The organism is Actinomadura sp. NPDC048032 (assembly GCF_040653175.1).
GTDB classification, from domain to species: Bacteria; Actinomycetota; Actinomycetes; order Streptosporangiales; family Streptosporangiaceae; genus Spirillospora; species Spirillospora verrucosospora.
The window spans coordinates 1-23,152 of sequence record NZ_JBEZJP010000093.1 but is presented as its reverse complement, the minus strand read 5'-3'; the positions used below and the strand labels follow the sequence as shown (position 1 = coordinate 23,152).

The 23,152-nt window shown below is 74.6% G+C and carries 24 protein-coding genes; 14 read left to right on the top strand and 10 right to left on the bottom strand.

Features of this window, described 5'->3' with window-relative positions:
• Nucleotides 1–226: 226 nt before the first annotated feature.
• From AB0C69_RS15405 to AB0C69_RS15395, 3 genes are all read right to left on the bottom strand, one after another.
• Complete coding sequence (locus tag AB0C69_RS15405) at nt 227–2,797, bottom strand: FtsX-like permease family protein (RefSeq protein ID WP_360353857.1); 2,571 nt, start codon at nt 2,795–2,797, stop codon at nt 227–229.
• Between the two features lie 5 nt (nt 2,798–2,802).
• A complete protein-coding gene (locus tag AB0C69_RS15400) occupies nt 2,803–3,567 on the bottom strand; it encodes an ABC transporter ATP-binding protein (RefSeq protein WP_360353855.1) in 765 nt (254 codons plus the stop codon).
• Nucleotides 3,568–3,669: 102 nt separating this feature from the next.
• On the bottom strand, nt 3,670–4,455 hold the full coding sequence (locus tag AB0C69_RS15395) for an enoyl-CoA hydratase-related protein (RefSeq protein WP_360353853.1): 786 nt from the start codon (nt 4,453–4,455) through the stop codon (nt 3,670–3,672).
• A 316-nt stretch (nt 4,456–4,771) separates the two neighbouring features.
• Here AB0C69_RS15395 and AB0C69_RS15390 point away from each other — a divergent pair, with 316 nt between their 5' ends.
• Together AB0C69_RS15390 and AB0C69_RS15385 are read left to right on the top strand one after the other, a co-directional pair.
• Nucleotides 4,772–4,939, top strand: coding sequence for a DUF3117 domain-containing protein (locus AB0C69_RS15390; RefSeq protein ID WP_083980698.1), 168 nt, complete (start codon nt 4,772–4,774; stop codon nt 4,937–4,939).
• Nucleotides 4,940–5,064: 125 nt separating this feature from the next.
• Nucleotides 5,065–6,534: a leucyl aminopeptidase gene (locus AB0C69_RS15385; protein ID WP_353835349.1), complete on the top strand. Its 1,470-nt coding sequence runs from the start codon at nt 5,065–5,067 to the stop codon at nt 6,532–6,534.
• Nucleotides 6,535–6,558: 24 nt separating this feature from the next.
• On the opposite strand, the gene AB0C69_RS15380 is transcribed toward AB0C69_RS15385, so the two are convergent.
• The gene (locus AB0C69_RS15380) at nt 6,559–7,179 is read right to left on the bottom strand and encodes a hypothetical protein (protein WP_345180030.1); all 621 of its coding nucleotides are present in this window, start codon (nt 7,177–7,179) and stop codon (nt 6,559–6,561) included.
• A complete protein-coding gene (locus AB0C69_RS15375) occupies nt 7,172–7,831 on the bottom strand; it encodes an O-methyltransferase (RefSeq protein WP_345180031.1) in 660 nt (219 codons plus the stop codon). Before AB0C69_RS15375 ends, AB0C69_RS15380 begins: the two co-directional genes overlap by 8 nt.
• 169 nt (nt 7,832–8,000) lie before the next feature.
• Here AB0C69_RS15375 and sigE point away from each other — a divergent pair, with 169 nt between their 5' ends.
• The 5 genes from sigE (at nt 8,001) to AB0C69_RS15350 (ending at nt 12,929) form a co-directional block, all read left to right on the top strand.
• Nucleotides 8,001–8,723: an RNA polymerase sigma factor SigE gene (gene sigE / locus AB0C69_RS15370; RefSeq protein ID WP_345180033.1), complete on the top strand. Its 723-nt coding sequence runs from the start codon at nt 8,001–8,003 to the stop codon at nt 8,721–8,723.
• Nucleotides 8,724–8,785: 62 nt separating this feature from the next.
• Nucleotides 8,786–9,433, top strand: coding sequence for a zf-HC2 domain-containing protein (locus AB0C69_RS15365; protein ID WP_360353849.1), 648 nt, complete (start codon nt 8,786–8,788; stop codon nt 9,431–9,433).
• Entirely contained in the window at nt 9,430–10,545 is a 1,116-nt protein-coding gene (locus AB0C69_RS15360) for a MucB/RseB C-terminal domain-containing protein (protein WP_360353847.1), read from the top strand. The genes AB0C69_RS15365 and AB0C69_RS15360 overlap by 4 nt, the downstream gene beginning before the upstream one ends.
• A gap of 102 nt (nt 10,546–10,647) precedes the next feature.
• A complete protein-coding gene (locus tag AB0C69_RS15355) occupies nt 10,648–12,447 on the top strand; it encodes a trypsin-like peptidase domain-containing protein (protein ID WP_353835936.1) in 1,800 nt (599 codons plus the stop codon).
• Between the two features lie 131 nt (nt 12,448–12,578).
• Complete coding sequence (locus tag AB0C69_RS15350; protein ID WP_360353844.1) at nt 12,579–12,929, top strand: sec-independent translocase; 351 nt, start codon at nt 12,579–12,581, stop codon at nt 12,927–12,929.
• Between the two features lie 93 nt (nt 12,930–13,022).
• On the opposite strand, the gene AB0C69_RS15345 is transcribed toward AB0C69_RS15350, so the two are convergent.
• A complete protein-coding gene (locus AB0C69_RS15345) occupies nt 13,023–14,162 on the bottom strand; it encodes an Mrp/NBP35 family ATP-binding protein (protein ID WP_345186622.1) in 1,140 nt (379 codons plus the stop codon).
• Between the two features lie 120 nt (nt 14,163–14,282).
• On the opposite strand from AB0C69_RS15345, the gene AB0C69_RS15340 reads away from it, so the two are divergent.
• Nucleotides 14,283–14,735 (top strand): MarR family transcriptional regulator, encoded by a 453-nt coding sequence (locus tag AB0C69_RS15340; protein ID WP_353834238.1) that lies wholly within the window; start codon nt 14,283–14,285, stop codon nt 14,733–14,735.
• Here the strand turns inward: AB0C69_RS15340 and AB0C69_RS15335 are convergent.
• On the bottom strand, nt 14,732–15,229 hold the full coding sequence (locus AB0C69_RS15335; RefSeq protein ID WP_353834239.1) for a DUF1003 domain-containing protein: 498 nt from the start codon (nt 15,227–15,229) through the stop codon (nt 14,732–14,734). The genes AB0C69_RS15340 and AB0C69_RS15335 overlap by 4 nt on opposite strands.
• The gene (locus AB0C69_RS15330) at nt 15,226–16,524 is read right to left on the bottom strand and encodes a CBS domain-containing protein (protein WP_345186629.1); all 1,299 of its coding nucleotides are present in this window, start codon (nt 16,522–16,524) and stop codon (nt 15,226–15,228) included. Before AB0C69_RS15330 ends, AB0C69_RS15335 begins: the two co-directional genes overlap by 4 nt.
• Nucleotides 16,525–16,630: 106 nt before the next feature.
• Between AB0C69_RS15330 and AB0C69_RS15325 the strand changes: the two genes are divergently transcribed.
• Nucleotides 16,631–17,530, top strand: coding sequence for an RNA polymerase sigma-70 factor (locus AB0C69_RS15325; RefSeq protein ID WP_360353840.1), 900 nt, complete (start codon nt 16,631–16,633; stop codon nt 17,528–17,530).
• 27 nt (nt 17,531–17,557) lie between these two features.
• On the opposite strand, the gene AB0C69_RS15320 is transcribed toward AB0C69_RS15325, so the two are convergent.
• Entirely contained in the window at nt 17,558–18,058 is a 501-nt protein-coding gene (locus AB0C69_RS15320) for a hypothetical protein (RefSeq protein ID WP_345186633.1), read from the bottom strand.
• Nucleotides 18,059–18,097: 39 nt separating this feature from the next.
• Here AB0C69_RS15320 and AB0C69_RS15315 point away from each other — a divergent pair, with 39 nt between their 5' ends.
• Complete coding sequence (locus tag AB0C69_RS15315; RefSeq protein WP_360353838.1) at nt 18,098–19,036, top strand: CoA ester lyase; 939 nt, start codon at nt 18,098–18,100, stop codon at nt 19,034–19,036.
• A 53-nt stretch (nt 19,037–19,089) separates the two neighbouring features.
• A complete protein-coding gene (locus AB0C69_RS15310) occupies nt 19,090–20,412 on the top strand; it encodes a CPBP family intramembrane glutamic endopeptidase (protein WP_360353836.1) in 1,323 nt (440 codons plus the stop codon).
• Here AB0C69_RS15310 and AB0C69_RS15305 read toward each other — a convergent pair.
• Entirely contained in the window at nt 20,407–20,796 is a 390-nt protein-coding gene (locus AB0C69_RS15305) for an NUDIX domain-containing protein (protein WP_360353834.1), read from the bottom strand. The two genes, AB0C69_RS15310 and AB0C69_RS15305, sit on opposite strands and share 6 nt — an antisense overlap.
• A gap of 84 nt (nt 20,797–20,880) precedes the next feature.
• Between AB0C69_RS15305 and AB0C69_RS15300 the strand changes: the two genes are divergently transcribed.
• From AB0C69_RS15300 to AB0C69_RS15290, 3 genes are all read left to right on the top strand, one after another.
• Entirely contained in the window at nt 20,881–21,528 is a 648-nt protein-coding gene (locus AB0C69_RS15300; RefSeq protein WP_360353832.1) for a DUF6758 family protein, read from the top strand.
• Nucleotides 21,529–21,548: 20 nt separating this feature from the next.
• Nucleotides 21,549–22,415: a PHP domain-containing protein gene (locus AB0C69_RS15295; RefSeq protein ID WP_360353830.1), complete on the top strand. Its 867-nt coding sequence runs from the start codon at nt 21,549–21,551 to the stop codon at nt 22,413–22,415.
• 10 nt (nt 22,416–22,425) lie between these two features.
• Nucleotides 22,426–23,152 (top strand): MBL fold metallo-hydrolase (locus AB0C69_RS15290; protein WP_360353828.1); only part of this gene is annotated, 727 nt, incomplete at its 3' end.

The window sequence follows — 23,152 nt, the reverse complement described above, 5'->3', positions numbered from 1 at the left end:
GCCCGGGTCGACCACCCCCTCCCGGGTTGTGCGTACTCGGCGTCCCCGCGGTCGTAGGGCCCGGGGGCCCTCCGACCGCGAGGACGCTGCGATCGCTAGCATCGCTCCGCCTCGCCTAGCGGCTCGCTGCGCGATCAGTTTCTCGCAGGCTCGAAACCGGCTTCGCACGCGATCGCGCACCCTGGGGTGATCGCCGGCTGAGGGGCGCGCGTTCGATCAAGGCGGATCAGCGGATTGGTGATGCGATGGCCACTGCTCTTTTCGCCGGGAGGGCCGAGACGGCGAAGGTGACGGCGGCGGCGCCGATGATCACTGCGGCGTAGAGCCACCAGGGGGCGTTCGGGGTGAGGAACGAGCTGCCCGTGGCGAGGTGCAGCAGGGTCGCCGTGCCGAGCGCCGTGCCGAGGCCGAGGAGGCTGCCGAGCAGGACGACCGTCGCGGCCTCCCAGTGGACGATCGAGCGGATCTGCGCCGCCGTCGCGCCGACGGCGCCGAGCAGGCCGAACTCGCGGGTCCGCTCGCCGACGCTCATCGACACCGTGGTCGCCATCCCGAACAGGGCGAGGACGAGCGCCATGCCGATGAACCCGTAGATGACGCTCATGCCCTTGGTCATCGCGTCGGACGCCGCCTTCACGTAGCCGGCCCGGTCCACCACCTTGAGGCCCGGCGCGTCCGCGAACGCGCGGGACAGGTCCCGCTCGGCGCCGCCGCTGACGAGCACGACCTGCGCGGCCGCGGTGGGGTCGAGCCGGTCCATCGTGGCTTCCGAGACCAGCGCTTGGTCGGCGAACAGGTGGGACGGGTCGTGGTAGGCGGCGGCGACGGTGAGCGCGACCCTGCCGCGGGCGCCCCGCACCACGATCCGCTGCCCCTTCTCGATCTTCTGGCCCTTCATGATCGTGGACGTGAGGGCGATCTGGCCGTCCCCGAGGCGCGGGAGGCGCCCGCCGAGCCTCAGCACCGCCGGCAGGACGTTCTGGTCGGCGCCCGTGACGGCGAGGTAGACGGGCTCCGGGGCCTCCTCGGGCGACGGCCTCCGCGGCGGGGGAGAGACGAGCTTGACCTCCGACGCCGTGAGCGCCGCGGCGGCGGACACGCCGGGCACGGCGGCGGCCTTCCGGGCGGCGTCGCGGGGGAGGGGCGCCTGCCCGTTCGAGGTCATCCCGGTCGCGGTGATCGCGTGGTCGGCCCGCATCACCTCCCGGCCGGCCTCGTCGAACCGCGCGCCCACCGACAGGACGATCAGCGCCGTCGAGGCGACGAGCGCGACGCCGAGCATGAGGGAGGACGCCGCCGACGACACGCGGCGCGGGCTGCGGGTGATGGTGGCGCGGGCGAGCCGCCCGGCCTCGCCGCTCACGGCCGTCCCGACGCGGCCGACGAGGCCGCCGAGGGGGCCGACGAAGAACGGGGCCAGGACGGCGAGCGCCGCCACGGTCGTCATGCAGCCCATGAGGGTCATCACGCTGGTGCCGGCGGTGCGTTCGGGGCCGGGCGGCTCCTCGTAGCGGATGCCGAAGACGCCCCCGAAGAAGATCCAGGCGCAGGCGAACACCGCCAGCGCGCCGAGGAGGCGCGGCCAGCGGCGGCCCGCCGTCTCGGTGCTCGCGGCGCGCAGCGCCTGCATCGGGGAGATCTTCGCGGCGCGGCGCGCGGCGCGCCGGGCCGCGAGCTGCGTGACGAGGATCCCCGCCGCGGCGGGGACCGCGAGCGCGATCCAGCCGTACTGCGCGTCGGCGGCGGAGATGTCGAAGCCGTCCTCGGCGAACAGGTGCGTGAGCAGGGCCGACACCGGGTAGCCGAGCGCCACGCCGCCGACGGAGGCGACGGCGCCGAGGGCGAGGGCCTCGAACCGGATCAGCCGCCTGATCTGCCGGGGCGTCGCGCCGATCGCGCTCAGCAGCGCGAGCCGCTTGGTTCGCTGCCGGACGAGCGTGCCGAACGTGTTGGCGACGACGAACAGCCCCACGAACACCGCGACGGACGAGAGCATGCCGATGGCGCCGCCGATCGACGCGCCGGCGCCCTCCAGGTCGGCCGACTGGGCGCGCCGGACCTGCGCCGCCGTGCGGACGGTGACGTCCTTGCCGAGGTCGCGGGCGAGGGCGGCGCGGAGTCCCGACGCCGGCCCGCCCGACGCCTTGACCCAGACGCTCTGCCACGTCCCCGCCGGAAGGCCCGCCGCCTGGGCGACGGTGGCGGGGGGCGCCAGCACCAGGTCGCCGCTCGCGACGGAGCTGTGCCCCTGGACGGTGACGACGCCGACGATCCTCATGTCCCGGCTCTGCTTCGGCAGCAGCACCTTCAGGGTGCCGCCGACGCCGAGCCCGCCCGCGCGGGCGATGTGCCGGGTGACGGCGACCTCGCCGTCGGCGGCGGGCGCGCGGCCCGACTCCAGGCGGTAGGGGTTGAGGCGGCCGTCGGAGGTCCACGGCCGCAGCGACGTCCCCGCCCCCGCGGGCGGCAGGATCGGCTCGCCGTCCGCGCCGCTCGCGGTCACCGGGACCGTCGCGTCGCCCGCGACCGCCGCCACGCCGGGACGTCCCGCCACGGCGGCGAGCGCGACCCGGCCGTCCGGCGGCGAGTAGGGGTCGTCGGGGTCGGCCGAGCCGCCCTGGACGAGCACGTCCGCGCGGGAGTACTCGCTGGCGTCGCTGCCCGAGACCGCCTCCTGCGCCCGCATCGTGAACTGCAGGGAGCCCGCGATCAGCCCGATGGAGAACACCGCCGCCAGAAGCGTGGCGGCCAGCCGCGTCCAGCTTTCGGCGAAGGAGCGGCGCGCGATCAGCCACATGACCGTCAGCCCTCCATCCGGCGCATCACGGCGTGGACGCCGTCGACCGTCGGCGCGGGAAGCTCGTGCACGATCATCCCGTCGGCCAGGAACAGCACCCGGTCGGCGTGCGCGGCGGCCGCCGGATCGTGCGTCACCATGATCACCGTCTGCCGGTAGGCGTCCACCGCGCGGCGCAGGAAGCCCAGCACCTCCGCCCCCGACCGGGAGTCGAGGTTGCCGGTGGGCTCGTCGGCGAACAGCACCTCGGGCCGGGTCAGCAGCGCCCGCGCGACCGCGACGCGCTGCTGCTGGCCGCCCGACAGCTCGCTCGGCCGGTGCGCCAGCCGCTCGCGGAGCCCGAGCGAGTCCACGATCGTGTCGAACCACTCCCGGTCGGCGCGCCGGTTCCCGAGGCGCCCGGTCAGGCGGATGTTCTCCTCCGCCGTCAGCATCGGCAGCAGGTTGAACGACTGGAACACGAACCCGAGCCGGTCGCGGCGCAGCTTGGTCAGCCGGGTCCGCGACAGCCGGGTGATGTCCACGTCCCCGATCATGATCGAGCCGGAGGTCACGGTGTCGAGCCCGGCCAGGCAGTGCAGGAACGTCGACTTGCCCGAGCCGGACGGCCCCATGATCGCGGTGAACCGGCCCCGGGGGAAGGCCGCCGAGACGCCGCGGAGCGCGGTCACCTCGTTCTCGCCCGCCCCGTAGGTCCTGACGACGTCGCGGGCGACGGCGACATGGTCGTGGACCTGTCCGGCGAGGGATGCGGCGGCTGTCTGCGTCATGCCGTCCAGCAAACCGCCGGGCGCCCCCGGCCCACATTGACGCGGCCTCCCCACTTCTTACGGGGGAAGCCCCCACCCCCGCCCCCGGGAGAGCCCGAGGACCTAGCGGCCTTCGAAGACGGGCTGCTGCTTCTTCAGGAACGCCTCGGTCGCGTTGTGGTGGTCGCTCGTCCTCTCGCACTCGTCCTGGAGCTCCGCCTCGCGTTCGAGCGCGGACGCCAGGTCGTGGGTCGCCGCGTGGTCGAGCGCCGCCTTGACCGCGCCGTAGGCGACCGTGGGACCGGACGCCAGGCGGCGCGCCAGCTCCACCGACGCCGGGGCCAGCTCGTCGGCCGGGACGACCCGCGTCACCAGCCCCAGCTCCAGGGCCTCCTGGGCCTTCACCGGCTCGCCCAGCAGCAGCAGTTCGGTGGCCTTGGCGCGGCCCACGAGGCGCTGGAGCGTCCACGACATGCCGCTGTCGGGAGCGAGGCCGATCCCGGTGAACGCGGTCGCGAACCGGGCCCTGTCGGACGCGACGACCAGGTCGCACGCGAACGCCAGCGACGCGCCCGCGCCCGCCGCCACGCCGTTCACCGCCGCCACGACCGGCTTGCGCATGCCCGCGATCGCCAGCACGATCGGGTTGTAGTGCTTGCGGACGGTGTCGTCCAGCCCCCGGCCCGCGGCGAGGTTGTCGCCGTGCTCGCGCAGGTCCTGGCCCGCGCAGAACGCCCGCCCCGCGCCCGTCAGGACGACCGCGCGGACGGCCGGGTCGGCGGCGGCCCGCACCACCGCCGCGCGCAGGGCCTCCTTCATCTCGACGGTCAGCGAGTTCATCCCGTCGGGGCGGTTGAGTGTGATTGTCCCCACTGCGTCGGTCACGTCGTAGAGCACGGTCTCAGACATCGTCGTCCTCTCGGTCCTCGGTAGATCTTCCCAGGCCACCTTCGACGAACACCGGCGCCCTGGGCAAGGGCGGTCCCGCCCGGTGCGGCGGTCCGCGGGCGGCCGGAGCGGCCCTGCGGCCCCCGCCGATCCGGAGGCCCGGAGCGGTCCGCGACCTGCGTCCGCGTGCCCCGGCTGCCGATCTGGAGGCTGATCGTTACCACTTCGCGCCCGGAAGACGAGATAATGGACCACTACTGATGACGCGGATGCGACACGCGGCCACGCGGCCAGAGGTGTGCGAGGCCGCGGCCCTACTTAGGAAGGGGATGCACGCATGGCGGCGATGAAGCCGCGGACGGGAGACGGTCCGCTCGAAGTGACCAAGGAGGGACGCGGAATCGTCATGCGGGTCCCCCTCGAAGGCGGCGGCCGCCTCGTGGTCGAGCTCTCCGCCGACGAGGCCAAGGAGCTCGGCGAGGCCCTCAAGGACGTCGTGGGCTGACGGCCCGGCGTTCCCGGCCTTCTGGTGACGGTCCCGGCGTCGGCGCCGGGGCCCTTGCCATTTCCGTGACCATCCAGCGCGACGATCCAGCGCGACGATCCAGCTCGACCAGGGGGACCACCGCCATGCCCATCGAGACCCGCATCCACGGCGCCGGCGGCACCGTGTCGCAGACCGCGGTCGACCTCGGGGCCGAGGTGGTGGCGGTGCCCGTCCGGTCCGGCCCCGCCGCCCCGGCGGCGGAGGTGGCGGCCTCCCTCCCCTTCACGCTCGACGAGCTGCTCGCGCTGCACCAGGCCAAGGGCGAGCCCGGTGAGATCGTCGCCACGCAGGTCCGCGTCGGCGACCGGATACGGGAACTGCTCCTCTACGGCGTGGGCGAGGCCGCCCCGGCCGACCTGCGCAGGGCCGGAGCCGCGCTGGCCCGCCGCGGCAGGGGGCGCACGGCGCTCGTCGCGGGCGTCCCGGACGGCGACCTCGCCGCCTTCGTCGAGGGCGCGCTGCTCGCCTCCTACGAGTTCAGGATCGGCGCCGCCCCGCCGAAGAAGGCGCTCGGCACCCTCGCGGTGCTGACCGAGGCCGGGCCCGGGTCCGACGCCCCCGCGATCGAGCTCGGCACCGCGCGGGCGCGGGCCACCGCCCTCGCCCGCGACCTCGCCAACACCCCGTCCGGCGAGAAGGACCCGTCGTGGCTCGCCGCCCAGGCGGAGCGCGTCGCCGGCGAGTCCGGCCTGACCGTCCGCGTGCGGGGCGAGAAGGAGCTCGCGGACGAGGGGTTCGGCGGCCTGCTGGCCGTCGGCGGCGGCTCGGCCCGCCCGCCCCGGCTGATCGAGCTCGCCTACGACCCGGGAGACGCCGGCGGGTCCTCCCCGCGCCACGTCGTCCTCGTCGGCAAGGGCATCACGTTCGACAGCGGCGGCCTGTCGCTGAAGCCCAACGAGGGCATGAAGACGATGAAGACCGACATGGCGGGCGGCGCCGCCGTCATCGCCGTGATGAGCGCGCTGCGGGCCCTCGGCGTCCGCGCCCGCGTCACCGGTCTGGTCGCCGCGGCGGAGAACATGCCGTCCGGGTCGGCGATGCGCCCCGGCGACGTGATCACCCACTACGGCGGCACGACGTCGGAGGTGCTGAACACCGACGCCGAGGGACGGCTCGTCCTCGCCGACGCGCTCGCCTACGCCGACGCCCGGCTCGACCCCGACGCGGTGGTGGACGTCGCGACGCTGACCGGCGCGGCCAAGGTCGCGCTCGGCCTGAAGCACGCGGCCCTGTTCGCGAGCGACGACGCCCTCGCCGAGGAGCTCACCCGGGCCGGGGCGGCCGCCGGAGAGCCCGTGTGGCGGCTCCCGCTGGTGGAGGAGTACCGCACCGCGATCGACTCCGACGTCGCCGACGTCAACAACATCGGGCGCGGCGGCTACGGCGGAGGCTCGATCACGGCGGCGCTGTTCCTGCGCGAGTTCGCGGGCGAGCGGCCCTGGGCGCACCTCGACATCGCCGGGCCCGGCCGCTCCACCTCCGAGGACGCCGAGATCACCCGCGGCGCCACCGGCTACGGCGCCCGCCTCCTGCTGGACTGGCTCACGGCCTGACCGGGCCTCGCGGTCAGGCGCCGGTCACCTGCTCCGGCGGTCGATCACCGGGACGCGGCGGCGCCGCCTGGCCTGCTTGACGATCTCCGGAAGCGTCGCGTCCCAGCCCGGCTCGACCGCGAAGCACCACGGGACGGCCGCCGCCGTGGCGGGCACGTCCCGCATCGTCAGCGCCACCAGCGGCGCCCGCTCGGACGTGCGCGCCATCTCCGCCAGCTCCGGGGTCGGCAGGAAGACCAGGTAGTCCTGCTCGCCGCGGCGGGTGCCGCCGACGCCGCGCCGCAGCGCCGCGATCGCCGCGACGTCGTCCCAGGGCAGCGTCCGCCCGGACCGGCGCGGCAGCGGCCAGCGGGCGGGACGCCGCACCCCGCCGCCGTCGAGCTCCAGGACGGGCCGCCGCGACAGCATCGCCCCGGCCGACACCAGCAGGCCCGCCCCGAACAGGCCGAGCCCCGCCACCCCCAGCACCATGACCGCGACGCCGCCGACGGCCGCGCCGCGCATCGCGCCGCCCGCGACGAAGGCCGCCGACGCCAGGAAGAGGATCACGAACGCGGCGACCCGCCACATCCCGCGCCAGGTGATCCGCACCCGGACCGCGAACGCCTCCCCGGCGGCCCGGTCGCGCTCGACGTCCTCAGTCACGCCTGACGGCGCAGAGCAGGCCGTCGCCCACCGGCATCAGCAGCGGGACGAGCCGGTCGTCCTCACGGATCATGCGGTGCACCTCGCGGATGGCCTCGGTGTCGGGGTCGCGCCGGTCGGGGTCGGCGACCCGGTCGTGCCAGAGCGCGTTGTCGAACGCGACGACGCCGCCCGGCCGCAGCAGCCGGAGCGCGTCCACCAGGTACTCGGGGTACTCGCGCTTCGCCGCGTCGCAGAACACCATGTCGTAGGCGCCGTCGGTGAGCCGCGGCAGCACCTCCAGCGCCGGGCCGATGATCATCCGGGTGCGGAAGCCGGACAGGCCCGCCTCCCGGTAGGCCTGCTTGGCCAGGCGCTGGTGCTCGGGCTCGATGTCGACGCTGGTCAGCACCGCGTCCTTCGGCATGCCGCGCATCAGGTAGACGCCGGACACGCCGCAGCCCGAACCGACCTCCACCACCGTCCGCGCGCCGATCAGCGTGGCGACGAAGCGCAGCGCGGCGCCCCCGGCCGGGCCGATCGGCGTCGCGCCGACCTCCTGGCCGCGCCGCCTGGCGTTCAGGAGCGGCTCGTCCTCGGGGAGGAAATCCTCCACATAGGCCCGGGTGGCCTCAATGGCGTCGATGGCTGCCTCCTCGTGGGACCCCCGCATGGCTCATGCTGGAAAGACCATATCGCTGCAGGGGAACCAACTGGCGTTTCAGTGCGTTGTTACCAACACAGGCAAGCACCGAGTCGGTATCAGAACCGCCCCAGCCCAGGCGAGACCGTGCCGTTCCAAGGCGAGACCTTGGCTCACGAGAGAGGAACAGCCCGGCACCATGGGAGTCGCAGCACTCAGTTTCAGAAGCGCTGTGGGGGTCGGCGCCAGGCAGGGTCTGGGAAACGCCGCTCGCACCCGAGAGAACGCACCCGAGGCAGAATGGGCGCCGCCGTCCTGGGACGAGGTCGTCCGTGAGCACTCCGCCCGCGTCTACCGGCTGGCCTACCGCCTGACCGGCAACCAGCACGACGCCGAGGACCTCACGCAGGAGGTCTTCGTCCGCGTGTTCCGCTCGCTGTCGAACTACACGCCGGGCACGTTCGAGGGCTGGCTGCACCGGATCACCACGAACCTGTTCCTCGACATGGCCCGGCGCCGCCAGCGCATCCGCTTCGAGGGTCTCGCCGACGACGCCGCGGAACGCCTCCAGGGCCGCGAGCCGACCCCGGCGCAGGCGTTCGACGACAGCAACTTCGACGCCGACGTCCAGGCCGCGCTCGACGCGCTGGCCCCCGACTACCGCGCCGCCGTCGTGCTGTGCGACATCGAGGGCCTGTCCTACGAGGAGATCTCCGCGACCCTCGGCGTCAAGCTCGGCACCGTGCGCAGCCGCATCCACCGGGGGCGGGCGCAGCTGCGTTCGGCGCTGGAGCACCGCGCGCCCACCCGGCGCCGGCCCGGGACCAGGAACGACTACCAGGCCGCCGACGCGGCCTTCGAGGGCGAGCCCGGGGGAGTGCACGCGGCGGGCGGCGTCCGCCCGCTGCCGGAGGGCGTGTAAAGCTGTGCACCGCGCGCGGGGCGGGACCGCGCGCCTGACCGAACGGAATCGACGGAGGCGGCGTGAGTTGTCTGGGGGAGCGTCTGACCGCGCTGGTCGACGGTGAGCTGGGGGACGAGGAGCGCGAGCGCGCCCACGCCCATCTCGCGGGATGCGCCCGCTGCCGGGAGGAGGCCGACCAGCTGCGCAGGCTCAAGGGGAGGCTGCGGGGCCTTTCGGAGCTGCCGGCGACCGACGGCACCGACGACCTGCCGTCCCCCGACTTCCTGAGCCGGCTCCGCACCCTGCCGGAAATGTCCGGTCTTCCCGGCGCTTCCGCGGCCCCTGAGGCACCCGTTCCCGGCCTGTCGCCGAAGTCTCCCGTGCCGCACGCGGGCTCGCACCCCCGGCACCCCTCCCGGCCGGTTCGATCATCGGCCCGTCCCGTCAGGCCGCCGCACGCCGTCCGCCCGCGCGACAACCGCCCGGCCGGGCACGCCGCCGCGATCCGCGTCCAGCCCCGGCGCCGCTACCTCGTGGTCGGCGCCGCCACCCTGTTCCTCGGCCTCGGCACCGCCTCCTACGTGGCGGGCGGCCGCCAGGACAGCCCCGCCGTGACGCCCGCCTTCGACCGGTTCGCGGTCGAGCACGCGCTCACGTCCGGCGACGCGCCGATGACCGACCCGCTCACCGACCCGGTCAACCAGATCCAGGTCTCCCCGAGCCCGTGAGGCGGGCGGCTCCGCCGGGCCGGCGCCGGCGCGGCGCCGTCCTGGCCGGCGGGCTCGCCGGCGCCCTCGCGCTGGCCGGGGCGCTCGCCGGCGACCCCGCCTCCGCCCGCCGCGCCCGCACCGACCCGGGCGCCCTCGCGCTGCTGCGCGCCGCCGCCGACGCCGCCCGCCGCGTCCCCTACGAGGGCCGGCGGTTCCTCACCACCCGCGGCGGCGGCCGGGCCGCCACCTCCCGCGTCGTCGTGTCGCACACGCCGGGCGCGGGCATCCGGTACCGGTCCGGGCCGAGCGGCGAGGGGTACCGGCCGGAGTCCTCCGCCGGGGACACCACCGGCTTCACGCCCGCGACGCTCGCGCTGCTGACCCGCAACTACGCGGTGGTGCGCGCCGCGGACGGGTCGGCCTGCGGCCGTCCCGCCCGCGTCGTCGAGGCGCGCCGCGCCGACGGCAGCCCCGCCGGGCGCTTCTGGATCGACCGGGACACCGGTCTGATGCTGCACCGCGAGCTGATCGACGCCACCGGCCGTCCCGTGATCGCCACCGGCTTCACCGAGATCAGTTTCACCCCGTCGCCCGTCGAGCCCTCCCCGCTCGGCCGCCCCCTCGGCGGGCCCTCCCGCTTCCCGGGGGCCACCGCGGGCGACGCCGAGGAGTCCGCCGGCGCCCGCACCGCGGGCGCGTGGGGCGAGCGGCTGGACCGCGCCGGCCTCGCCGGGCTGCGCGGGCGCGGCTGGCCCGTCCCGAAGGAGCTGCCGGGACGGCTCGCCCTCTACGAGGCCCGCCGCGAGCACGGGGGCGGCGCCCTGCACCTCAGCTACTCCGACGGCCTCGCCGCCGTGTCGGTGTTCGTGCAGCGCGGCGCCCTCGACGAGCGCGGCATGGCCGGGTGGCAGCGGACCGTCCGCCGGGGCCGGACGGTGTACCGCCGCGAGTCCCTGAGGCGCTGGGCGGTGTCCGGCGGGAACGGCTACGTCTACACCGTCGTGACGGACGCTCCGCAGAGCACGGCCACGGCGGTGGCGCTGAACATGCCGCGCGGCTCCGTGCCGTTCCGGACGCGCCTCTCCCGCGGCGCCCGGCGCCTGGCATCGGCGGCGAATCCGTTCGATTGACCCGAGTTATGGGTATTGGCGGCGAGTCTTATGCTCGCCACATGCCCCGCGGGGCAGCATGTGCACCGATAACGAGGACCATGCTCGGTAGGAGAGATGGGGATGACGGAAGACAACCGCGGCCCGGTGAGGGCGCCGTCGGAGGGCGACGACGTCGCCCCCGGGCAGGAGCCTGAGCGGCAGGAGGCGGCGGCTCCTCCCGAGACGGTGACCGACCAGGGGATCCCCGGGGAGCAGCCGGCGGACGAGCCCGAGGCCGACGACCCCGAGCCCGCACCCGCCCGCGGCGAGGCCGCCGCGAGCGGCGACGGGCGCGACTCCGGCGAGGAGGGCGACCGTCTGGTGGCCGGGGGGTTCGCGCCCCCCGACTCGCTCGGCGGCCCGCCCGACACCAGCGAGGACGTGCTCTCCGGGGCCGCCGCGGACATGCCGCAGGAGGTGCCGCTGCAGGACGCCCCTCCGCGCGACATGCCGCAGCCCCCGCCGCCCGTCGCGCTCGACAAGCCCCCCGTGGAGGCGCCCGACGACCGGATGCGGCCCGGGTTCGTGCCGCACAACCAGGACCCGAGGGCCGCGCAGGGCGGCCCGTACGGGGGCTGGCCGCAGCAGTCCCACCAGGGTCCGCCGCCGCCCGCCCCCGGCCGCCCGCCGATGGGCCCGCCGCCCGCGCCGCCCGGCCCGCCGCCGCCCGGCGGCCCGGGCCCCCGCCCGATGGCGGGGTACGGGATGCCGCCCGGCGGCACCGGGCCCAACTGGGCTCCCGTCCCCGCGCCCCCGTCGTCGTCGCGCGGCGGGCCGGGCCTCGGGCTCCTCGCCGTCGTCGCGCTGATCGTCGCGCTGGTGGCCGGGGCCGTCGGCGCCGGGATCGGCGTGATCGCCACCGGCGGGTCCGACGACCCCGGCTCGGTGAGCCTCGGCGGCAGCGACAGCAACGACACCAAGGTGCAGAACCGTCCGCCGGACTCGGTCGCGGGCGTCGCGCAGCGGGTGCTGCCGAGCGTCGTGATGATCCGCGTGCAGTCGTCGCAGGGAGAGATCGGCGGCACCGGCTTCATCGTCAACGGCGGCTACGTCATCACCAACAACCACGTCGCCTCCGGCGGAGGCGGCGGGGGCGGCCAGATCCAGATCGTCTTCAACGACAAGAAGACGCTGCCCGCCACGATCAAGGGCGCCGACCCGAGCTCGGACGTCGCGGTGCTCAAGCCCGAGGGCCAGCACTCGCTGCCCCCGCTGCCGGTCGGCGACTCCAGCGCCATCGCCGTCGGCGACCCGGTGATCGCGATCGGCTCGCCGCTCGGCCTGCAGGGCTCGGTCACCACCGGCATCGTCAGCTCGCTGAACCGGGCCGTGCCCACGCGGGGCGAGGGGGGCGGCGGCGACGCGTCCTACCTGAACGCCATCCAGACCGACGCCGCGATCAACCCGGGCAACTCGGGCGGGCCGCTGGTGGACGCGAAGGGCCGCGTGATCGGCATCAACACCGCGATCGCGACGCTCGGCGGCCAGTCCCTCGGCGGCGAGCAGCAGAGCGGCAGCATCGGCCTCGGCTTCGCGATCCCGATCAACCAGGGCAAGCGGATCGCCGAGGAGATCATCCGGACGGGCGTCGTCAAGCAGGCCAAGCTCGGCGTGCTGCCCGACCCCCGCTACCAGGAGGGCGGCGCCCGGATCATGCAGCAGCCGGTCAACGGGCAGGACCCGGTGACCAAGGGCGGCCCGGCGGACAAGGCGGGCCTCAAGCCCGGCGACGTGATCACCAAGGTCGACGACAAGCCGATCGAGGACGCCACCGACCTGATCGCGCAGATCCGCAGCCGGGCGCCGGGCGACCGCGTCACCCTCACCTACCAGCGGGGCGGCAAGGAGGCCACCGCGCAGGTGACCCTGGCCTCCGACTAGGGCACCGATGTTCAAGTCCGGTTCATCCGGGCTGGGGATACGCTGGGGGGACCGGCCCGTCTCTGGGCCGGTCCCCTTCGGGTCGTGTGCAGGCGGTCGCGCCGCGGCCTGCCGTGTGTGTGGAGGACGGGTTGTTCGACGTCGGACTCGGTGAGATGGCGGTGCTCGTCGTCCTCGCCCTGGTCATCTTCGGCGACAAGCTGCCGCAGGTCGCCGGGCAGGCCGGCCGGATGCTGCGGCAGTTCCGCGAGATGGCCAACAGCGCCAAGGCCGACCTTCAGGAGGGCCTCGGCCCCGAGTTCAAGGATTTCGACCTCAACGACCTCAACCCGAAGACGTTCGTCCGCAAGCACCTGTTCGAGGACGACGACACGTACCTGAAGAACGACACGAGCGTCTTCGACGACGAGCCCTCGTACGCGACGGCGACCGCGAGCCTCGACCCGAGCGAGAAGCCGCCCTTCGACACCGAGGCGACCTGATCCCGCGAGGCGCCGCCCCCCGGGGCCGCGGCGTCCGCCCGGGCCCGGCCCGGCGGCGTGCGCCCGCCCGGGGAGGCCCCGGGCGGGCGGTGGTCAGCGGCCCTTGGGGCTGATGCCGAGGGCCATGCCGGCGAGGCCGCGGCTGCGGCCGGCGAGCTTGTCGGCGATCGTGCGCAGCTCCTTGGCCGCCCCGGCGTCGGGGTCGGAGAGCACCAGCGGGACGCCGTTGTCGCCGCCCTCGCGCAGGCGCGGGTCGATCTGCACCTGGCCGAGCATGGGGACGCGGGTCCCGAGCGTCTTCGTCAGCGCGTCCGCGACCGTCTGGCCGCCGCCCTCGCCGAAGATGTGCTGCTGCTCACCGCAGTGCGGGCACGACAGGTAGGACATGTTCTCGATCACACCGACGACCTGCTGGTGGGTCTGCGCGGCGATCGCGCCCGCCCGCTCGGCCACCTCGGCGGCGGCCTGCTGCGGGGTGGTGACGACGAGGATCTCCGCGGACGGCAGCAGCTGCGCGACGGAGATCGCGATGTCGCCGGTGCCGGGCGGCAGGTCCATCAGCAGGATGTCGAGGTCGCCCCAGTACACGTCCGCGAGGAACTGCTGGAGCGCGCGGTGGAGCATCGGCCCCCGCCACACGACCGGCTGGTTCCCGGCGGTGAACATGCCGACGGAGATCACCTTCACGTCGTGCGCGGTCGGCGGCATGATCATGTCTTCGACCTTGGTGGGCGGGGCGTCCACGCCCAGCATCCGCGGCACCGAGTGGCCGTAGATGTCGGCGTCCACGACGCCGACCTTGCGGCCCTGCGCGGCCAGCGCGGCGGCGAGGTTCACCGTCACCGACGACTTGCCGACGCCGCCCTTGCCGCTCGCCACCGCGTACACCTTGGTCAGCGAGTTCGGCCGGGCGAACGGGATCTCCTTGGCGGGCTGCCCGCCGCGCAGCTTGGTCTGCAGGTCCTTGCGCTGCTCCTCGCTCATCACGTCGAGGTCGACGACCACCGAGGACACGCCGTCGAGCTTGGACACGGCCTCCGTGACGTTCCTGGTGATGGTGTCCTTCATCGGACACCCGGCCACGGTCAGGTAGACGCCGACGCGGACGGCGCCGTCCGCGTCGATGTCGATGCTCTTGACCATGTCGAGCTCGGTGATGGGCTTGCGGATCTCGGGATCGAGCACCGTGGCGAGAGCCGCGTTCACCCGCTCGTTCGTCAGAAGGGAGGCCATGCGTCCATGGTATGAACCCGACGCGCCAACCTGCTAATCAGGGTGTCGGTCCTCACACGCGGCGTGCACCCGGCCTGCGCGTCCGTCGCGCGGACGGCACGCCCGTCCTACCATCGGTCCGTGACCACCGACCTCGCCTCGGCCGCCGCCGAGCTGATCGTGTGGCGGACCATGCTGCGCGCCCAGGCGCAGATCTCCCGCCGGCTGCAGGCCGACCTGACGGCCCGCCACGACCTCGCGCTCGGGGCCTACGAGGTCCTCGTGCACCTCGGCGAGGCGCCGGACGGGCGGCTGCGGATGAACGACCTCGCCGACCGCGTGCTGCTGTCGCGCAGCGGCCTGACGCGGCTGGTCGACCGGCTCCAGCGGGACGGGCTGGTGGCCAGGCAGTCCTGCCCGAGCGACGCGCGCGGCCTGTTCGCCGTCCTGACCGCCGAGGGCCGGGCCCGGCTCGCCGAGGCCGCGCCCACCTACCGGCAGGGCGTCCGCGACCACATCCTGAGCCGGCTGGACGAGCCCGACCTGCGCGCCCTCGGCCACCTCCTCGACAGGCTCGCCGACGAGGGGGCCTAGGGGACGGGCTTCTTGGCGTCCATCTCCCTGAGCATCTGCTGGAGCTCCGAGCGCAGGAAGTCGCGGGTGGCGACCTCGCTCATCGCGACCCGCAGCCCCGCGATCTCGCGCGTGAGGTACTCGGTGTCGGCGATGCTGCGCTCGTTGCGCGACCGGTCCTGCTCGTACTGGACGCGGTCCCGGTCGTCCTGCCTGTTCTGGGCGAGCAGGATCAGCGGCGCCGCGTAGGACGCCTGGAGCGACAGGATCAGCGTCAGGAAGATGAAGGGGTACGGATCCCACCTCAACCACGACGGCACGAGGAGGTTCCACCCGATCCACACGGTGACGAACACCGTCATGTACACGAGGAACCGGGCCGTCCCCAGGAACCGCGCGATCCGCTCCGACAGCCGCCCGAACGACTCGGGATCGTAGGAGGGGCGCGGCAGCAGCGTCCGGCGGAGCTCCCTCGGCTGGTCCAGGCGCGAGGCCATCTGGCGTGTCGTCGTCATGTCGTCCCCCGGAGAGCCTCTTCCTCGGGATCGGCGGTCTCCTCGGCGGTCGCCTCCATCGCGGCCTCCCGCCAGTCCTCGGGCAGCAGATGGTCGAGGACGTCGTCGATCGTCACCGAGCCCAGCAGGTGCCCGTTCTCGTCCACGACCGCGCCCGCGACCAGGTTGTAGGTGGCCAGGAACATCGCGACGGCCTCCAGCGACATGGTGGGGCGCAGCGGGTCGAGCTCGGTGTCGACGATCCCGCTGACCAGCGTCGGCGGCGGCTCGCGCAGCAGCTTCTGGAAGTGCACCGTGCCGAGGTAGCGGCCGGTCGGCGTCGCGGTCGGGGCCCGGCACACGTACACCTGGGCGGCGAGGGCCGGGTTCAGGTCGGGACGGCGGATCAGCGCGAGCGCCTCGGCGACCGTGGCGTCCGGCGGGACGATGACCGGATCGGTCGTCATCAGGCCGCCCGCGGACTGGTCGGGGTAGGTGAGCAGCCGCCGGACGGGGGCCGCGTCGCGCGGCTCCATCAGCGTCAGGAGCTGCTCGCGCTGCTCGGTCGGCAGGTCGCCGAGCAGGTCGGCGGCGTCGTCGGGGCCCATCGCCTCCAGGACGTCGGCGGCGCGGTCCACGCCGAGCTTGCCGAGGATCTCGATCTGGTCGTCCTCGGGCAGCTCCTCCAGGACGTCGGCGAGCCGCTCGTCGTCCAGCGCGACGGCGACCTCGGTGCGCCGCTTCTCCGGCAGCTCGTGCACGATCGTGGCGAGGTCGGCGGGCTTCATCCGTTCGAACGCGGCGATCAGCCCGGCGGCGCCCTGCCCGTGCTCGACGGCGGAGAACCCCTCCACGGCGTCCCAGCTCACGACCATGCTCTCGCCCCGCTTGCGCAGGCCCCGCCCCGTCCGTCGGCGGACGGCGACCTTGGTGACGAGCCAGTCGCGGGTGCGGGTCGGCTCCATCGCCACGTCCACGACGAAGGCGGCCTCGCCGGAGTCGCGGAACCGGACGGTCCGGTCCAGCATCTCGGCGATCACCAGCGTCTCCGACTCGCGCTTCTGGAAGCGGCGCATGTTCAGCCGCCCGTCGAAGACGACGGCGTCCGCCTCGATCACGGTGACCCGCGTGATCGGCAGGAACACCGCGCGGCGCGAGGCGACCTCCACCACCAGCCCGAGCGCCCGCGGCGGGCGCGGCGCGAGGCGCAGCGCGACCACGACGTCGCGGACCCGGCCGACCTGGTCCCCGGCCGGGTCGAACACCGCGACGCCCGCGAGGCGGGCGATGAACACCCGCGACGGAGGTCCGCTCATGGCCTGGACACTACCCGTGATCTCCCGACTGATCCGGACGGGTATGTCACATCCGGCCGTCACCCCCCGTCTGGGGGGCGAAAGGGACGTGAAAGGGTGGGGGACCGTGAGCGACGCCTTCGCAGAGCCGTTCGAGCAGTACCGCAACCTGCTGTTCGCGGTGGCCTACCGGATGCTCGGCACGGCGGCCGACGCCGAGGACGCCGTCCAGGACGCCTGGCTGCGCTGGTCGGCGGGCGACCGCTCCGGCGTGGCCGACCCCAAGGCCTACCTCGTGCGGATCACCACCAACGTCGCGCTGGACCGGCTGCGCTCCGCGCGGGCCCGGCGCGAGACCTACGTCGGGCCGTGGCTGCCCGAGCCGATGCTGACCACCCCGGACGTCGCCGAGGACGCCGAGATGTCGGAGTCGGTGTCGATGGCCATGCTCGTCGTCCTGGAGACGCTGAGCCCCCTCGAACGCGCCGTGTTCGTGCTGAAGGAGGTCTTCGGCTACCCGTTCGCCGAGATCGCCAAGACGCTGGACCGGTCCGAGGCGTCGGTCCGCCAGCTCGGCACCCGCGCCCGCAAGCACGTGGAGGCGCGGCGCCCCCGCTTCGAGGCCCGCGGCGCCGAGCGGCGCGCCGCCACCGAGCGGTTCTTCGAGGCGGTGCTCGGCGGCGACGTCAACCGGCTCATGGAGGTCCTCGCGCCCGACGTCGCGCTGTGGTCCGACGGCGGCGGCAAGGTCCGGGCGCCCCTCCGGGCGATCATCGGCGCGGAGAAGGTGGCCCGCTTCTTCGTCGCCATCGGCGGGCAGCCCTACCAGGGCGTCGACCCGGCGGACATGCGCATCCGGCCCGTGGAGCTCAACGGCGGCCCGGCGGTCATCGTGGACGGCCCGGACGGGCCGATCAGCGCCGTCACCGCCGACGTCGGCGCGGACGGCCGGGTCAAGGCCATCCACCTGGTGGCCAACCCCGACAAGCTGCGCGCCCTCGCGGAAGGGCGCCGCCTGCCGATGTGAGGGCCGGCCGTGGGGCTCGCGCGGCGGCTAGCGGTCGGCGCGCCGGCGTTTGCGGCCGTACAGGCGCGGCGGCGTTCCGGCGGTCGTCGCGGGCGTCGGCACCGGCCGGACGGTCGCGTACTCCCCGCCCGCCTCGACGACCTCCTCGGCCGGGGTGAGCCGGACGATCCACGACTCCTCGGCCCACGCCTCCACCTGGCCCTCGTGGGTCAGGGCGTTCAGGCGCTCCTTGGCGAGGACGGGCGCGACCTCGTCCCACAGCGGTGAACCGGGCTCGACCTGCTCGGCGTCGGCGACGAACGTCAGGAGCCGCCCGCCCTTGTCCTTGCTGCGCAGGATCACCGTCACCTGCGCGGCCTCCGGCAGGCCCGGCAGCGGCTGCTCGCCCTCCCCGCCGGTCAGCACGTACGCCGACCCGTCGTGCCACACGTGCCAGGCGGCGCGCGGCTGGGGCAGGCCGGGCAGGTCCAGCCACAGCAGCCCCGACTTCTTGGCCGCCTCCTCCAGCAGTGCCCTGTTCAGACCCATGCCCCGAGGGTCTCACACCCCTGGATAGCATCCGGGGCCATGCGCTCACGACGTACCACCCTCGCGGTCCCGGGCAGCAATCCCCGCTTCATCGAGAAGGCGCAGGGGCTGCCCGCCGACGAGATCTTCCTCGACCTGGAGGACGCCGTCGCGCCGTCGGCCAAGGAGGGCGCCCGCGCGACCGTGGTCGCCGCGCTCAACGACGGCGACTGGACGGGCCGGACGCGGGTGGTGCGCGTCAACGACCTCGACACCCACTGGGCCTACCGGGACGTGATCGAGGTCGTCGAGGGCGCCGGGGCCAACCTCGACGCGGTCATGCTGCCGAAGGTGCCGGACGCCTCCCACGTCCAGTGGCTCGACCGGCTGCTCACCCAGATCGAGCGGGCGACGGGCCTGCCCGTCGGCCGGATCGGCATCGAGGCGCAGATCGAGGACGCCCGCGGCATGGTCAACGTCGACGCGATCGCCGCGTCCTCGCCCCGGCTGGAGGCCCTCGTCCTCGGCCCCGGCGACCTCATGGCGTCGATCAACATGAAGACGCTCGTCGTCGGCGAGCAGCCGCCCGGCTACACCGAGGGCGACGCCTACCACTACATCCTCATGCGGATCCTGATGGCCGCGCGCGCCCACGACCTCCAGGCGATCGACGGCCCCTACTTCAACGTCCGCGACGTGGAGGCCTTCACCCGCGTCGCCGAGCGCTCCGCCGCCCTCGGCTTCGACGGCAAGTGGGTGCTGCACCCGTCCCAGATCGAGGCGGGCAACGCCGTGTTCTCCCCGTCGCAGGACGACTACGACCACGCCGAGCTGATCCTCGACGCCTACGAGCACTCGCTCCGCGAGGGCCGCGGCGCCGCCCGCCTCGGCGACGAGATGATCGACGAGGCGTCCCGCAAGATGGCGCTCGTCGTCGCCGCCAAGGGCCGCGCCGCGGGGATGGCCCGGACGAAGCGCTTCGATCCGTCCGGGAACTGAGGGGCCCGTACGATTCGTCCCACGTACACGAGATCTACCGGGAGGCGTCACACGTGGCAGGACCAGGGGACGGCGACGGCTGGGCGCCCCTCGACCCCGATCTGGGACGCGAGCCCCGGCGGAACCCGCAGCCGTCCGGTCCCGAGCCGGTGCCGGAGGGCGTGCGGCCGCCGCCCGCCGCCTGGCCGCCGAACCCGGCACAGCCCCCTGCCGCAGGGCAGCCCTACGGCCCCGGCCGGCCCCAGGTTCAGGGGTACGCGCCCGGCACGCCGTACTGGGACGGGGCGCCGGCGCAGCCACCGGGCGCGGACCACCTCGGCCCCTACGCTCCCGGATACGGGATCCACGCGGCGAAGCGGCCGTGGACGGTGGAGACGCCCAAGGCGGCCCCGTTCCACCGCCTGGCGCGCAACGAGGCGCACCGGTGGTGGCGCCCGCTCGCGGGGACCTTCGGGATCGCGGCCCTCGGGATGGCCCTGGCCATCGGACTGCTGATCGTGGGCGTCATCGTCCAGGTGGTGGTCACGGGCGAGACCCCCGACACCTCGGGGACGGACACCGACGCGATCTTCGGCGACCAGACGGCCGACCTGGCGTACAACCTCGGGTCGCTGGCGCTGTTCCTGCCGGTCACGCTGGGCGCGGCATGGCTCGTCCAGCGGCGGCGCCCGGGCACGCTCTCCTCGGTCGCGGGGCGGCTGCGCCGGCGCTGGCTCCTCGCCTGCTCGGGCCTGGCGATCCTGTTCTGCGCCGTGTCCTACGGGACGTCCATCGTCGCCTCCGCCGCGATCGACGACCAGTCGGGCGGCGACGAGCACTGGGTCGGATGGGGGCGGTTCATCGCCCCCGCCATCGTCATCATCCTGCTGGTGCCGTTCCAGTCGGCGGCGGAGGAGTACGCCTTCCGCGGCTGGATGCTCCAGGCCGTGGGCGCGTGCACCCTGGAGAACGCGAGGAGCCGCGTCGGCCGTGCCTTCAGCGTGGTGTTCCGCACGCCGTGGCCGGGGATCGTCGTGGGCTCGGCCCTGTTCACGGCCGGGCACGGCTACACGGGCTGGGGAATCCTCGACATCTTCGCGTTCGGCGCGGTCGCGGCGTGGCTCACGGTGCGGACGGGCGGGCTGGAGGCCGGTATCGCCCTGCACGTGCTCAACAACCTGATGGCGTTCCTCGGACCCGCGGCGATCGGTCAGCTCGACATCGAGCAGGGCTCCGTCCCCTGGCAGCTCGTGGCGGCGGACATCGTCCCGATGCTGCTCTACGCGGCCGCCGTCACGTGGGTGGCGCGGCGGATGCGGGTCCAGCGGGTCACGGCCGGCCCCGGGGACGGCGAGGCCCCGTTGACCGCGGCCACGGCGCCCGCGCACGCCTCATAGAACCCCCCACTCGGCGAGGGCGTCGAGCAGGCCGGGCGTCATCGGAAGGGCGCCCAGCTCGCCCCGGGCCACCCAGCGGACGTCGGACGCGTCGTCGCCCGCGCGGAGCGTCCCGCCGGCCACGGTGGCCGTGTAGTCGTGGATCTCGTAGACGACGCCGCCGGGGCCGGGGCGCTCCACCGTCCCGGCCAGGGCGCCGACGAGGACGTCCAGACCGGTCTCCTCCCTCAGCTCGCGGGCGACCGCCGCCGCGTCGTCCTCGCCGGGCTCGACCCGCCCGCCCGGGATCGACCACAGGCCCTCTCCCGGCGGGTGGCCGCGCCTGACCAGCAGGAGCCGTCCCTCACCGTCCCGGACGACCCCGCCCACGCAGCGCACTCGCATGACCCCATTTTGTCGCCACTTTCCAGGGCGGCGACCCGGCAGCCCCTTGACGAGGCGGGACGTGGCCGCGCAGGGTGGTTACTCATGAGGGCGGAGCCCACCTGCCCGCGCTGCGCGGGCCCGCTGACCGCGCCGGGCTTCTGGTCCAGCTACTGGAGCTGCGGCGTGCACGGCGCCGTACTGCCGAGGCAGCCGTCCCATCGCCCCGGCGCCGAGGGGCTGGCCGTCGTCCTGCGGGACGCGAGGGTCCCGGTCTGGACGCCGTGGCCGCTTCCGGCGGCGTGGCTCGTCACGGGCTTCGCCTCCGTCGGGGACGAGCGCTCGGGCGCCCGCGCGACCGCCGTCGCGGTGTCCGGTCCGGGGCTGCTGCACGGCCCCGCCGACATGGTCCTGATCGCCGAGGAACCGGGCATCGGCCTCGGCGCCCACTTCGCGGGGCTCGCGGGCCCCGACCCCGGCACCGCCTTCAACGGCGGCCCGCCCCACGTGAAACTGGACATCGGCGGCCCCGCCGCGACCACTGGGCAGACGGTGCCGCTGTGGGCGGTCGGCGACCGCCCCGACCGCGCCGCCTACGTCGGCGAGGCGATGGGGAACTGGCTGTGGGCGGTGCTGTGGCCCGCCGACGCCGGGGTGCTCATGGTGGAGCGCCTCACCCTGCTCGACCTCCGCGAGCCGGGCATGGAACTCGACCTCCCCTACGGCGCCTACAGCCCCCGCCTCGACGGCTGAGCGGCTGGTATGAAGGGCCTATGCGGATCGATCTGCACTGCCACAGCGACGCGTCCGACGGGACCCGCCCCCCGGCGGAGGTCGTCCGGCGGGCGCGCGAGAACGGCGTCGACGTCGTCGCGCTCACCGACCACGACACCGTCGCCGGCTGGGACGAGGCCGCCGCGTCCCTCCCGGACGGCCTGGCGCTGGTCCCCGGCATCGAGCTGTCGTGCAAGGAAGACGACCGGAGCCTGCACCTGCTCGGCTACCTGTTCGACCCGGCCGAGCCGGTGCTGGCCGCCGAGCTGGCCCGGATCCGCGACGACCGGGTGGTCAGGGCGCGCGGCATGGTGGAGCGGCTGAACGAGCTCGGCGCCGAGGTCGGCTGGGACACGGTCCGCGCGCTGGCCACGGGCGAGGCGGTCGGCCGCCCGCACATCGCGCGCGCCATGGTGGAGGCCGGCGTGATCGAGACCGCGGACGAGGCGTTCACGCCCCGGTGGATCGCGCAGGGCGGCCGCGCCTACGTCGAGCGGTACGCGCTCGACGCGGAGCGGGCGATCGAGCTCGTCCGCGCGGCCGGGGGAGTGTGCGTCCTGGCCCACCCCCGCGCGCGCCGCCGCGGCTACGTGTTCGGCGACGAGGTGATCGAGCGGCTCGCCGCCGCCGGGCTCGCCGGGGTCGAGACCGACCACCCCGACCACGCCCCCGAGGACCGCGCCCGCCTGCGCGACCTGGCCGCCGCGCTCGGCCTCGCCGTGACCGGCTCCAGCGACGACCACGGCGCGTTCACCGGCGACCGGATCGGCGTCGAGACCACCGCGCCGGACGCCTTCGACACGCTCCGCGCGGCCGCCACCGGCGGCGATCTCCGTCTGCCCGACCGGGGCGGCGAATCGCGGTAGGGTGCGAAGCGTGGACGCGCGCATCGAACAGGTGGTGACGTCGGGGAAGCTCACCCTGGACGACACCGAGTACGACGTCGAGAACAACACCTACATCGTCGGCGACGACGACGAGGTCATCGTGATCGACCCGGCCAACGACGCCGAGGCCATCCTCAAGGAGGTCGGTGACCGCGAGGTCATGGCCGTCCTGCTGACCGACGGCAACGAGCACCGCCTCAGCGTGGTCCTCGAAGTCGCCGCGGCCGGCGAGGAGGACGAGGACAACTGGGCCCCGATCGCCCTGCACCGCGCCGACCGGCTGCTGTGGCGCGACTACTTCGGCCGCCTCGCCAAGGAGGAGGACGACGAGGACGACGCCAAGGCGCTGCGCTCCCTCGAACCCGACATCTGGCTGGAGGACGGCGGCGTCTTCGAGATCGGCGAGGCGCAGCTGGAGATCGTGCACACCCCGGGCCACACGCCCGGCAGCGTCTGCGTGATCAGCGAGCAGCTCGGCCTGCTGTTCTCCGGCGACACCCTGCACCGCGGCCGTCCGGGCTCGGTCGGCGGCGTCTACGAGGACCTGCGCAAGCAGCTCAACTCGATCGGCGCGCTGCTCACCCCGCTGCCGAAGGACCTGCGCGTCCTGCCCGCGCAGGGCGAGGAGACCACGGTCGGCGAAGAGGACGCCCGCTGGGAGAGCTGGGGCTCCATGGCCCGGGAGTCGATGGCCGACGAGATCCTGTCGACCTTCC

Excerpts from the sequence above, each read along its gene's own strand:
- AB0C69_RS15405 (WP_360353857.1), bottom strand. The coding sequence starts at position 2,797 with ATGTGGCTGATCGCGCGCCGCTCCTTCGCCGAAAGCTGGACGCGGCTG.
- AB0C69_RS15400 (WP_360353855.1), bottom strand. The coding sequence starts at position 3,567 with ATGACGCAGACAGCCGCCGCATCCCTCGCCGGACAGGTCCACGACCAT.
- AB0C69_RS15395 (WP_360353853.1), bottom strand. The coding sequence starts at position 4,455 with ATGTCTGAGACCGTGCTCTACGACGTGACCGACGCAGTGGGGACAATC.
- AB0C69_RS15390 (WP_083980698.1), top strand. The coding sequence starts at position 4,772 with ATGGCGGCGATGAAGCCGCGGACGGGAGACGGTCCGCTCGAAGTGACC.
- AB0C69_RS15385 (WP_353835349.1), top strand. The coding sequence starts at position 5,065 with ATGCCCATCGAGACCCGCATCCACGGCGCCGGCGGCACCGTGTCGCAG.
- AB0C69_RS15375 (WP_345180031.1), bottom strand. The coding sequence starts at position 7,831 with ATGCGGGGGTCCCACGAGGAGGCAGCCATCGACGCCATTGAGGCCACC.
- sigE (WP_345180033.1), top strand. The coding sequence starts at position 8,001 with ATGGGAGTCGCAGCACTCAGTTTCAGAAGCGCTGTGGGGGTCGGCGCC.
- AB0C69_RS15355 (WP_353835936.1), top strand. The coding sequence starts at position 10,648 with ATGACGGAAGACAACCGCGGCCCGGTGAGGGCGCCGTCGGAGGGCGAC.
- AB0C69_RS15345 (WP_345186622.1), bottom strand. The coding sequence starts at position 14,162 with ATGGCCTCCCTTCTGACGAACGAGCGGGTGAACGCGGCTCTCGCCACG.
- AB0C69_RS15335 (WP_353834239.1), bottom strand. The coding sequence starts at position 15,229 with ATGACGACGACACGCCAGATGGCCTCGCGCCTGGACCAGCCGAGGGAG.
- AB0C69_RS15330 (WP_345186629.1), bottom strand. The coding sequence starts at position 16,524 with ATGAGCGGACCTCCGTCGCGGGTGTTCATCGCCCGCCTCGCGGGCGTC.
- AB0C69_RS15320 (WP_345186633.1), bottom strand. The coding sequence starts at position 18,058 with ATGGGTCTGAACAGGGCACTGCTGGAGGAGGCGGCCAAGAAGTCGGGG.
- AB0C69_RS15315 (WP_360353838.1), top strand. The coding sequence starts at position 18,098 with ATGCGCTCACGACGTACCACCCTCGCGGTCCCGGGCAGCAATCCCCGC.
- AB0C69_RS15305 (WP_360353834.1), bottom strand. The coding sequence starts at position 20,796 with ATGCGAGTGCGCTGCGTGGGCGGGGTCGTCCGGGACGGTGAGGGACGG.
- AB0C69_RS15300 (WP_360353832.1), top strand. The coding sequence starts at position 20,881 with ATGAGGGCGGAGCCCACCTGCCCGCGCTGCGCGGGCCCGCTGACCGCG.
- AB0C69_RS15295 (WP_360353830.1), top strand. The coding sequence starts at position 21,549 with ATGCGGATCGATCTGCACTGCCACAGCGACGCGTCCGACGGGACCCGC.